Annotated in this window: 7 protein-coding genes; 6 read left to right on the top strand and 1 reads right to left on the bottom strand. The window is 41.4% G+C overall.

Features of this window, described 5'->3' with window-relative positions:
* The first annotated feature begins 4 nt into the window (after positions 1-4).
* Together MR764_RS01600 and MR764_RS01595 are read left to right on the top strand one after the other, a co-directional pair.
* Positions 5-1,207, top strand: coding sequence for a glycosyltransferase family 4 protein (locus MR764_RS01600; protein WP_247977635.1), 1,203 nt, complete (start codon positions 5-7; stop codon positions 1,205-1,207).
* A complete protein-coding gene (locus tag MR764_RS01595; RefSeq protein WP_247977634.1) occupies positions 1,204-2,391 on the top strand; it encodes a glycosyltransferase family 2 protein in 1,188 nt (395 codons plus the stop codon). Before MR764_RS01600 ends, MR764_RS01595 begins: the two co-directional genes overlap by 4 nt.
* 1 nt (position 2,392) lies before the next feature.
* Here MR764_RS01595 and MR764_RS01590 read toward each other — a convergent pair whose 3' ends face one another.
* Positions 2,393-3,070, bottom strand: a complete 678-nt coding sequence (locus MR764_RS01590) for an RNA methyltransferase (RefSeq protein ID WP_247977633.1) — start codon at positions 3,068-3,070, stop codon at positions 2,393-2,395.
* 313 nt (positions 3,071-3,383) lie between these two features.
* On the opposite strand from MR764_RS01590, the gene MR764_RS01585 reads away from it, so the two are divergent.
* From MR764_RS01585 to MR764_RS01570, 4 genes are all read left to right on the top strand, one after another.
* Positions 3,384-5,279 carry a sulfatase gene (locus MR764_RS01585; RefSeq protein WP_247977632.1) on the top strand — a complete coding sequence of 632 codons (1,896 nt, stop codon included), beginning with the start codon at positions 3,384-3,386 and terminating at the stop codon, positions 5,277-5,279.
* A 190-nt stretch (positions 5,280-5,469) separates the two neighbouring features.
* Positions 5,470-7,032, top strand: coding sequence for an arylsulfatase (locus tag MR764_RS01580; RefSeq protein WP_247977631.1), 1,563 nt, complete (start codon positions 5,470-5,472; stop codon positions 7,030-7,032).
* A 474-nt stretch (positions 7,033-7,506) separates the two neighbouring features.
* Complete coding sequence (gene sbcD / locus MR764_RS01575; protein ID WP_247977630.1) at positions 7,507-8,727, top strand: exonuclease subunit SbcD; 1,221 nt, start codon at positions 7,507-7,509, stop codon at positions 8,725-8,727.
* Entirely contained in the window at positions 8,727-11,804 is a 3,078-nt protein-coding gene (locus tag MR764_RS01570; protein ID WP_247977629.1) for an SMC family ATPase, read from the top strand. Before sbcD ends, MR764_RS01570 begins: the two co-directional genes overlap by 1 nt.
* The last annotated feature ends 462 nt before the right edge of the window (positions 11,805-12,266 follow it).

Here is a 12,266-nt window from a genome sequence, read left to right as displayed (position 1 = left end):
AACCATGAGAATACTGCAGGTTACCAATAAAGTGCCTTATCCTACCAAAGACGGTGGGGCCATCGCCTGTATGAATTTAACCAAAGGTTTCGCCCTGCTGGGGCACGATGTTACCGTTTTATCCATGAATACGGTGAAACATCATATTACCATCGACGAAATTCCGGAACGAATCAAAAACATGGCCGAGTTCAGATTGGTCGATGTACCGGCAAGAATTAGCGCCATTAAGTTGGTAGTCAATCTGTTGTTTTCTCAGCAACCATACAATGCCAGTCGTTTTATCGCCGATAATTTTTCAACCGAATTAATCAAACTGCTTACCGAAAAAGAATTCGATATCATCCAATTGGAAGGCCTGTATGTTTGTCCGTATATTTCGTTGATTCGTGAGTTCTCTAAAGCACTGATCGTTTACCGGGCACACAATATCGAACACGAGATTTGGGGAAGGTCGGCCGAAATCAATAAAGGACTCAAGAAGTTTTATATGAGGAATTTATCCCTCCGAATTCGGAAGTTTGAAACACGGCTGCTAAATAATTACGATGTGCTGGTTCCGATAACTCAGCGCGACGATTCTATCTTGTATGGCATGGGGAACCGCAAACCATCGATGGTTTCTCAAACGGGAATCGACAGTTCCATATTATTTCCCAGTTCGCGGAACCTGGAATACCCTTCGCTTTTTCACATCGGTTCGATGGAGTGGGGACCCAACCAGGAAGGATTGCTTTGGTTTATACAGAATTGCTGGCCGGTCCTTCATAAAAAATATCCTGAACTCAAGTTTTATGTGGCCGGAAGGAATGCTCCGGCGTGGTTCGAAAAGAAATTGGACCAGCCGAATGTGCAGTTTCTGGGCGAAGTGGCCGATGCTTATGAGTTTATGAATTCAAAAGCAATCATGATTGTTCCGCTTTTTTCGGGGTCGGGTATGCGTATTAAAATTATTGAGGGAATGGCGCTCGGAAAAAGCATCGTATCAACACCCATTGGAGCCGAGGGGATTGAAGTGGAGAAAGACAAACACATTTTGATTGCAGAAAATACAGACGAGTTTGTCGAAGCCGTTTCAAAACTGGTTGAAGATAAGGAACTGTATGATAGCCTTGGCAGAAACGCCATCGGGTTTATTCACGAAAAATTTGATAACGTAACTACTGCCAGTAAACTCATTGATTTTTACAAACAATACATCAAATGATGCTAACCATCATATTCTGGGTTTTGTTATTCATCCTGTTTTACACTTACCTGGGTTATGGTTTGATTTTGTGGCTTCTGGTAAAATTAAAGCAGGCAGTTGCTCCGGCGAAAGAAAACCTGTATTCTGCATCTTCTGAACCCGAAGTTTGCCTATTTGTACCAGCCTATAACGAGAAAGATTATATTGAGCAAAAGGTAGCAAACTCCTTCGCACTTAATTATCCAAAGGGAAAAATTCAGTATTTATGGGTTTCAGACGGCTCGGATGATGGCACAAACGAGAAGTTGAAAAAGTACTCTGGAATTGATGTCGAATATTTGCCGGAAAGAAAAGGGAAAGTTAATGCCATAAACCATGGAATGAGGCTCGCTAAGGGGGATATCATTATTTTTTCTGATTGCAATACCATTCTGGGCCCGGATACTGTAAAAGAAATCGTTCAGAAATTTCATTCACCTAAAGTAGGATGTGTTGCCGGAGAGAAAAGGATTGTGCAGGAAGCAGATAATACTGCTGCGTCCTCCGGAGAAGGATTATACTGGCATATTGAATCCTGGATGAAAAAAATGGATTCAGATTTTAACTCAGTAATAGGTGCCGACGGAGGCGTATTTGCCATTAGAAAAGAACTTTTTCAGGAGCTGGAACCCGATATTGTACTTGATGATTTTATTATTTCGCTGCGTATTGCCATGCAGGGATATACAATTGCATACGCTCCGGGGGCCTACGCCGAAGAGACTGCTTCGCTAAATGTACGCGAAGAGTTAAAGCGAAAAATCAGGATCGCAGCAGGTGGCGTTCAAACCATTTTCCGTTTAAGAGGCCTGATGAATCCTTTTCGTTACGGAATTCTTTCGTGGCAATACTTTTCACACAAGGTGCTGCGCTGGACCCTCACTCCAATTGCGCTGTTTTTGCTTCCGTTCGTGAATTTACTGTTGGTGATGCAACATAATACCTGGTGCCCTTCTAACTTTTATGCACTGGTATTCTGGCTTCAGTTAGTGTGTTATGGAATTGCGGTATTCGGTTGGTATTTTGAGCAAAAGCGAATTCGGCTGAAAATGTTATTCGCACCGTATTATTTTGTGATGATTAATTATGCCGGAATTCGCGGGATGTTGCGTTACCTCAAAGGCCGGCAACCGGTGAACTGGGAAAAATCAAAACGAGCCTGAGTTACGGTAGATTCCCTTTGTAAAATCTTTTTTCGATCAGTTCGTGTCGTTTTATACTTTTTCTGATCCAATCCAGCTTAAGTTCATCTTTTTCGTCGTCACTTAAATGCCAGTCAATCGTGTCGTTCTCCCTAAGTTTTTGGGTGAGATGATGAAGAATAACCGCAGCAGAAACCGAGATATTGAAACTTTCGGTAAAACCATACATTGGAATTTTCAAAAACTCATCCGCTTCGTTAATCAGTGTATCTGTAAGCCCGGGACGTTCGGAGCCGAATACCAAAGCAGTTTTTCCTTTCGAAAGGTCAAAATCAGGCAATTCCTGATCATTCAAATGTGGGGTGGTGGCTACAATACGGTAATTTTGGGCTTTTAATTTTCTGATCATTTCCACGTTTCCGTTATCTGCGCCTTTGTACTTGTTTACCGTCAGCCATTTCGATGAACCCATGGCAATCTCGCCGTTTACTTTAAACTCGTTGCGGCCCTCAATAACGTGGATGTCTTGGATGCCAAAACAATCGCAGGTGCGCAGAACAGCGCTGGCATTTTGAGGTTGAAATATATCTTCGAGCACAACGGTAAGATACCGGGTGCGCATATTCAGTATTTTATTGAAAAGTTCGAGGCGTTGAGAGGTGAGGTATCCCGATAAGTATTCCAGTAGTTTTTTGTCCATCTTTTGGTTTTATTCTTCCACAAAAATAGAATAATCTCACGTTCTCAAAATTTTTGGTTCCTTGAGATCCTTGTTAGGAGATAAAGCAGGTATTCGAAAGAGAAGAAATTAGCTCGATAATCCGGTTTTGCGATAAGCTTGTAGTTGGTCTACAGGCTTTTGATACTGAGTGTGCTGCCGTAAATTGATGAGACTGTTCGGATCAGTGCAGAATAGAATTTACCCCCTAAATGGATTAAAAATTGTCCTTGCAGATGAGTGTTATCTGTATCTTTAGCGTATTATTTTCAGATTAAACCAATAAGCTAAACGGATGAAAAAAATATTACTGGCATTTTCATTTTTGCTGGCAGTTCTTTACAGTTCTGCACAAGGCAAACCCAATATTTTATGGATTACTATTGAAGATTCCTCTCCCCAGTTTTTTGGTTGTTACGGTAATCCAAATGCCAAAACTCCGGTGATTGATAAACTGGCAGAAGGAGGAGTTCGTTTTACCAATGCATTTTCTACAGGTACGGTTTGTTCTCCGAGCAGGAGTACCATTATCACCGGCGTTCGGACGTTTAAAATGGGAACCGGCAATCACCGGAGTGAATATCCCATTCCTGACTATATAAAGGGCTTTCCTTATTATTTGCAGCAGCAGGGATATTATGTTACCAATAATTCAAAAACCGACTACAACGTTGCAAAGCCAAAAGCTTTTATACAGGAGGCGTGGAACGAAAGCTCAGGTAAAGCAGGTTGGTGGAACAGAAAACCGGGACAGCCATTCTTTTCTGTTTTTAATTTTAACGAATCGCATCAGTCAAGAACAATGACAATGCCCTACGAATGGTATACTGAGAACGTATGGAATCAGTTGGATACTGATGAACGCATTGCTGAAGATGCTTTTGAAATGCCGCCCATTTACCGCGAAAGCACTGAAATGCGGAAACATTTTGCCCGTGTTTACAATTCCATTTCGCTAACGGATAAACGGATAGGGGAATTGCTCGAAAAACTTGATGCTGATAATCTTCGCGACAGTACCATTATCTTTTTTTATGCCGACCATGGAGAAGGTGAGCCCCGCGGGAAAACCAATGGTATAGATTACGGTTATCGGGTGCCTTTTGTGGTTTGGTTTCCGGAAATGTACAAACAGCTTTCGCCATGGGGGACTGCAGGTGCGGTTACCGATGAACTGATCGATTTTGAAGACCTTGCGCCCACTCTGATCAGTTTGGCAGGAAGCGAAATTCCTGATTATTTGAAAGGTAGGATTTTGATGGGAGAGAAGCGTTCGCAGCCAGTTGATCATTTAATTTTGTCGGCCGACCGCTCGGATAATGGAATGGATATGGTACGAAGCGTTACCGACGGAAAGTACATGTATTCGCGCAATTATCTGCCTTTTATTCCGCAGGGAAGATATATCCGCTACATGTATGTTGCTGAAATAGTACAGCAAATGCGAAGCGATTACCTTGCTGATCTGCTGGATTCTTTACAAAGAAGTTATTTTGAAGAAAGGCCGGCCGAATATTTATTTGATATTGAAAACGATCAATGGGAAACCAAGAATCTGGCAAATGATCCTGAATACAAATCAGTGCTCAAAAAAATGAGAACCCAACTGGATGAAGAAGTTTTAAAAGCCAGGGATGTAATGTTTTTGCCCGAGTATGAAATCGGCTTGCTTTCAGAAAGGGAAACGGCGTACGAATATCGTTTGGACAAACAAAAGTATCCGCTTGCCGAAATCTACAAAGCCGCTTCACTTTCAGGAAAAAGAGGGCAGGAGATTGCTGTAACGCAAACCGAACTTCTTCAGGATAAGAATAACATTGTCAGGTATTGGGGAATAATGGGATTGCGGAGTCAGACACCCGAGGTTTTAAAGGAATTTCAGCCGCAGATCGTGAAAAGTATGGACGATACTTATCCATTGGTTTCACTTGGAGCTGCCGCTATTTCTTATCAATTATGGCAGAATAAGAAAGCACAGCAGATTATTATTGAAAGTTGCCAGTCGGAGAACATGGATATTGCGCTGCTGGCGTTAAACTTTTTGATGTACACCGACGACAAGGAACCGTTTATTGATGTCATAAAAAAAGTACATGAAATGGCGGGGCGAAATTACAATGTTAAAGCGGCTTGCATGGATTTTCTGGGCAGTTTAAACCTTGTTCCCAACAATTACGATTACAGAGAGTAACCATAATGTCGGTATTTGATCCAGGAATTGCTGACTAATGTTTTGATGTGGGATGAAAACCGCACTGCTGTGGACCGGTAAACTTGACGGAAATTGCTAAAAAATGACTGGAGTCAATGCTGTTTTACGACTAAAACAGTAGTTTCGTGGGATACAAATGACGATTAAAAATCAATAAAACTATATTGAAATGAATACGTTCAAATCAGCTATTTATTCCTTCTTGATTCTTTCGGTTATTCTTGCCGGTTGTGCAGGAAATCCGAGAAATGCTGTTTCCGAAACGGCAGCAAACGATAAACCCAATATTGTTGTTATTTACCTTGATGATCTTGGTTACGGAGATGTTAGCGCTTATGGTGCCAGGGAAATTCATACACCAAATATAGATCGTTTGGCAACAGAAGGGGTGATGTTTACCGACGGGCATGCATCATCGTCCACATGTACCCCAAGTCGTTACGCATTGCTTACAGGCGTTTATCCGTGGCGAAATAAAGACGCGAAAATCCTACCCGGTACAGCGCCTCTGATCATCGATACGGCACAAATCACCCTTCCGAAAATGCTAAAACAGCAAGGGTATTACACCGGTGCTGTTGGAAAATGGCATCTGGGTTTGGGAACAGGTAATGTAAACTGGAACGAACATGTAAGTCCGGGGCCCAACGAAGTAGGTTTTGACTATGCCTACATTATGGCAGCCACGCAAGACAGGGTTCCAACGGTTTACCTGGAAAACGGCCTGGTGCAGGGATTGGATCCAAATGATCCGATAGAGGTGAGTTACAGCAAAAATTTCGAAGGAGAACCCACTGGTCTGAAAAATCCGGAGCTAACAACAATGAAATGGGAGCACGGACATAATAATTCGATTGTTAACGGGATTCCGAGAATCGGATTTATGAAAGGCGGAGAAAAAGCCAGATGGAGTGATGTGGATATGGCTGATCATTTTCTGGCAAAAGCAAAAGACTACGTAAAGCAGCACAAAAACGAACCTTTCTTTTTGTACTATGCTATGCAGCAACCTCATGTCCCACGAACTCCAAATCCACGATTTGTGGGAAGTACTAATCTTGGTCCGCGTGGCGATGTAATTGTGGAAGCCGACTGGTGTGTGGGCGAGTTTATCAAAACGCTCGAAGAAGAAGGCATTCTTGAAAATACACTGATAATCTTTTCGAGCGACAACGGCCCGGTATTAAACGACGGTTATTACGATGAGGCTGTTGAACGTATCGGAAATCACGATCAAAATGGCGGACTTCGCGGTGGGAAATACAGTTTATTTGAAGCAGGAACCCGCGTTCCGTTCATAACTTACTGGAAAGGGAAAATTGAAGCTCAAAAATCGGATGCGCTGATTTGTCAGATGGACCTTCTGGCTTCGTTGGCGAAATTAGCCGGAACAGAAGTCAAAACTACCGACAGTCAAGAGCTTTTGGATGTACTGATGGGCAAAAGCAAACAGGGGCGCAAATCTTTGGTATTGGAAGCTTCAACCCGCACCGCACTTCGTGAGGGCAACTGGCTGATGATTCCTCCTTACAAGGGACCGGCAGTAGCTGCGCATGTGAATATTGAGCTGGGAAATAGTCCTGAATTTCAACTGTATAATCTTATGGATGACTTAGGACAGCAGGAAAATGTTGCCGGTGCCAATCCCGAACAGTTGGAGTTGATGATAGAACATTACAAGGAAGCGATAGGTTCTCTAAATTCGGAAGTTGAACAGCTGGAATTAAAATAGGCGTTTACAAGCTGAAGCTGGGAACGAATTGGGAAAGAAGTTATACCCAAAGTTCTTTTGTGTTAGATTGATCTTACAAGTTGTAAGTAACTTGTGGCATTTTTTTTTGGGATTTTGGTTCTGTTTGGCGTTGATCTGGACATAAATGCGACGTTCACAAAACTGTTAATGGAAAAGTGCAACCTGCAACTAACTGAAGCTGGATTGGGGAACAGTGTTTACTTTTTTGCTCATACTTTAGGAGCCCTGACAGGAGGTATCTTTTCTTATTGAAATATTCCGAATCAGGTTTTTTAAATATAGCGTTTTCCTGGCTCTGCAGCCTTCCCTGAATTTGACGCTTTAAGAATGCTTAATTCCAATTTGAATCACATTGAGATTGTCTCATTTGATTATTTATTAAGTTGTGGCAGAAAATTGGTATCATACTTCGAATAATTTTGTTGAAAGTAAATTAGTTTAAAAATTAATACAATGAAACTCCTCCATACCTCCGACTGGCACCTCGGTAAGCGGCTCGATGATTTTTCCAGATTAGAAGAGCAGCAAGCAGTTCTGCAGGAAATTTGTGAAATTGCAGACCATGAACAAGCAGATGCAGTGCTGGTGGCCGGCGATTTGTTTGATACGTTTAATCCTCCCACCGAAGCAGTCGATTTACTATACAAAACGTTGAAGCGGCTAACTAACAATGGTCGTCGGCCTGTAATCGCCATTGCTGGTAACCACGACTCGCCCGACCGCATTGAGGCACCCGATCCGCTGGCTCGCGAGTGCGGGATAATTTTTGCCGGTTATCCAAATTCCAAGGTTGCGCCCTTTAAACTGGAATCAGGACTGAAAGTGCTGAATAGTGAAGAGGGTTTTCTGGAATTGCAACTCCCTGGGAAAACTGTTCAGCTACGAATATTGCTTACGCCTTATGCTAACGAGTACCGCCTGAAAACCTGCCTGGGTGTGGAAAACAGCGAAGAAGAATTAAGAGCAGTACTTCAGGGAAAATGGGAAACCCTGGCAGAACAGTATTGTGATGAAACGGGTGTAAATATCCTGGTTTCACATCTTTTTATGGTCAGAAAAGGAGATGAGTTACCTGAAGAACCCGAAGATGAAAAACCTATATTGCATGTAGGAGGAGCGCAGGCAGTGTATACCGAGAATATCCCTTCGAAAATACAGTATACTGCTTTGGGGCATCTTCACCGGATGCATCGTGTTGTTAATGATTCCGATCCGGTTTATTACTGTGGCAGTCCGCTGTCATACAGTTTTGCTGAAGCCAATCAGAAAAAGTACGTTTTGTTGGTTGATATCGAACCCGGACAAACTGCAGAAGTAAGAGAAATAGAATTAAGTAACGGAAAGCGATTGTTGCGAAAACGTGCAGAAGGTGTGGAAGAAGCTTTGGATTGGTTGTCCGAAAATCAGGATGCTTTAGTGGAATTAACACTGGTAACAGAAACTTATCTAACAGCCATTGATCGCAAGCAACTGAATAAAGCACATGCCGGAATTGTTTCGATCATTCCCGAAGTAACAAATCCTGATAATTTGGTTGGAAACCAGCAAAAACAGATTGATTTGAGTCGCAGCATGGAAGAACTTTTTCGCGATTATTTTAAGCACGAAAAGGGACAGGAACCCAACGATGACCTGATGAATCTATTTACTGAAATTTTAGCTGAAGAGGAATAATGATACCCGTACAACTTACCATACAAGGTTTGTATTCCTACCAGGAAAAACAAACCATCGATTTCACAAAACTAACAGCTGCGAATCTGTTTGGGATATTCGGAACAGTAGGAAGTGGAAAGTCTTCGATTTTGGAAGCCATCACATTTGCCATTTACGGCCGAACCGATCGGCTAAATCTTTCAGGAGACAATCGTTACTACAACATGATGAACCTGAAATCGAATGAACTACTCATCGATTTTGTATTTGAAACCGGCAAGGAACAAACTGCCTATCGGGCAACGGTTAAAGGCAAGCGCAACGGAAAGAATTTTGAAGATGTAAAAGCGCTCGACCGATCGGCTTACCAAAAAAAAGGGAACGAGTGGATACCCATCGGTACGGCTGAGTTGGAACAGGCGATCGGTTTAAGTTACGACAATTTTAAACGAACAATCATCATTCCGCAGGGACAGTTCCAGGAGTTTTTACAATTAGGAAATAAGGACCGCACTCAAATGATGAAGGAACTTTTCAACCTCGGGAAGTTCGAATTTTATTATAAAGTAACATCGCTCGAAAGCAAAAATAATGCAGAAAAGCAGAACATCGAAGGTCAGTTACAGCAATTGGGAGCTGTTGATCCGGAACAATTGAAAGTATTTAAATCTCAACTGGAGCAGCTCGAAAATGAACTTAAAGAGCAGAATTTAAAACTTACTGCAGATCAGAAGTCCGAAGAAGATTTTCGGAAACTTCAAGACTTATCAAAACGAAAATCAGAAGCTGAAAAAGCACTCAAATCGTTGCTGGAACAGGAACCGGTAGTTAAGCAGTTGGAACAAAAAGTTTCGCGTTACGAACAATGTGTGGTTCAGTTTAAGCATTTGGTAGATGGATTAAAATCGATCAATGAAAAAGTGCAGGTTCGCGAAAAACAGATTAAGCAGGATGACATAAAACTGAAGCAACAGGAAGACGAAATCGGCGCGTTGAGCAAGAAACTTGATGCATTGCGGCCAGCTTATGAAAAAAGAGAAGAATTGAAGCAAAAGGCAGACGAACTTGGCCGATTGGTTCAGATAAAAACCCTGGAACAAACTATTTTAAAGGAAAGTAAACGGCTAGAGAAAGGAACTCAGGTTTGTAACGAAACGGAAAGAAAACTGGAAGAATTAAAGACCCAGAAACAAGAGCTGGAAGGACTGATAAAAGTTTCGAAAGGGAAGATGCCCGATCTGGAATTATTATCCGCTGTGAAAGCCTGGTACACCGAGAAACATTTTCTCGAAAAAGAACTTCCGGCAATTCAAAAGGAGTTGGAAGAAAATCAAAACGCAACTTCAAAACTGCAAAATTCAGTGGTAAAATTGCTGGCAGAAGCCGGGCTTGGGCAACAAGTTGAAATTGAATTCCCCGGTATACTTCAGAGCTTAAAGGATAAAGCTGAGAAAGTAAAGGAAAAGCGGAAAGCACTGGATGAACAGGAAAGTCATATCCGGGTAAAGGCACAGTTAAAAGCCTATTCCGAAAATCTGGCAGATGGCGCGCCATGTCCGCTTTGCGGTTCGTTGCATCACCCGGATGTATTAAAAACCGAAGACCTGAACGATACGCTATCGAAACTTGAAGCAGAAAAACGGGCAAATGAAAAAGAGCAGGAACAGGTTTCAGATTGGATAAGCCGCATAAATCTGTTCAGCAAACAGCAAGAGATGTTTCAGCAGCAAAAAGCCTCTTTGTTGCAAAAACAAAAGGCTCAGCGGGCTAGAATCGATGCTCATGTAAAGAAGTTTATTTGGGAGAAGTATCGTGTGGAAACCGAACTGGAAAAGGCGTTTCAGGAAGCAAGGCGTATTCAGGAAGAATTGAAAAAGCAGGAAGATTTGCTTGAGAAGTTAGGGAAAGATATTGATAAGAAGGAGAATGATTACAAAAAATATCAGACAGAAGTTGAAAAAATCAGAACCGCTATAACCATACAGCAGACTGAACTTAAAACGATTGAAAAGCAACTTCAATTGATAAAATCTGAAACTTATCAGGAAGTTAAAATTGAACAGATAGAAGCAGAAAAAGGTAATCTTCAGAAGGAACACAACCAGTTAGAAAAATCTTTTTCCGAAATAACACAGCAAATAACGGAGAAAAGCAAACTGCGCGACACCCTGTTTGGTGCGGTACAGGCCGGCAAAAAGGAACTTGAGCAGGATAAACAAAGCCTGGAGAAGCTGAAACAGCAAACAACGGAACAGCTGGAGAAATCGACGTATAATTCCATCGATGAGGTTACAGCGATCTTGTCGGAATCGTTTAATCCGGAAAGGGAAAAACAACGAATAGATCATTTTAATGATCAGTTTTTGCGTGCTAATTCGTTATTGGAACAATTGCAGAAAGACATCGGCGAACGAATCTATGACCAGGAAACACATCAGAAATTAAATGCAGACATTGCTTTGTTAAAAGATCAGGTTGTTCGCAAGAACCAGGAGTTAGGGAAAATCTCGGAACAACTAAAGAAACTACAAAAAGATTTGGAAAGCCAGGCTGCACTTCGGAAAGAACTGCAAAAGCTGGAGTTTCGTGCAGAGAACCTAAAAACGATGAAATCGTTGTTTAAAGCCAGTGGTTTTGTTAATTATATATCTTCTGTTTACCTGCAAAATTTATGCAATGCCGCCAACGATCGTTTCTTTCAGCTCACCCGGCAAAAGCTGAGTTTAGAAATCACGCCCGACAATAATTTCCAGGTGCGCGATTTTATGAATGGCGGAAAGATCAGAAGTGTAAAAACGCTTTCCGGCGGCCAGACTTTTCAGGCAGCATTATCTCTGGCTTTAGCGTTGGCCGACAACATTCAGAAAATTACCGAATCGAATCAAAACTTTTTCTTCCTCGACGAAGGATTTGGTTCTTTGGACAAAGAATCGCTGGGAGTTGTTTTCGATACGCTAAAATCGCTGCGAAAAGAAAATCGTATTGTTGGCGTGATTTCGCATGTTGAAGAAATGCAACAGGAAATTGATGTTCACCTTCGTATTGATAATAATGAAGAGAAGGGAAGTATAATTCATTCGAGTTGGAAAAATTAAACATAGATGAAGATCAGCTTTTTATCATTAATACAATTAAGCCGATCGTAGCAGAAGACAATGCAAGTTAGCACAAGTATCAGCGTTAAACCAGACACAGTAATATTATAAATCAATGAAGCGTCATATATTATACATTCAGGGTGATCTTAAAAAACAGCAAATTGAAATATTTCTTTTGTCCAAATCAAAATGCAGAAAAAGTCATAATAAATGATAGGATCTAGGGCAATATTGCCTAATAATAGGTTTAAAAATTTATATTATATTTATATTAAAAAGGGAAATAAAAAAGCAACAATCTGAATATGAGATTGTTGCTTTTTTATTTTGTGTGTCTCGTCCTGAAATAGCGTTACACAAAAAGTAGCGTTATGAAAGAAATCAATCATTCACAGTACGTTAAGCGTACACAGAAGGACTATTCGATGTCCTTTAAATTGCAAGTTGTCACTGAGATAG

It is taken from the genome of Maribellus sp. YY47, assembly GCF_023111095.1.
Lineage (GTDB): Bacteria > Bacteroidota > Bacteroidia > Bacteroidales > Prolixibacteraceae > Draconibacterium.
Note: the sequence above shows the minus strand (reverse complement) of the source record. Positions and strands in the feature narration are given on the sequence as shown.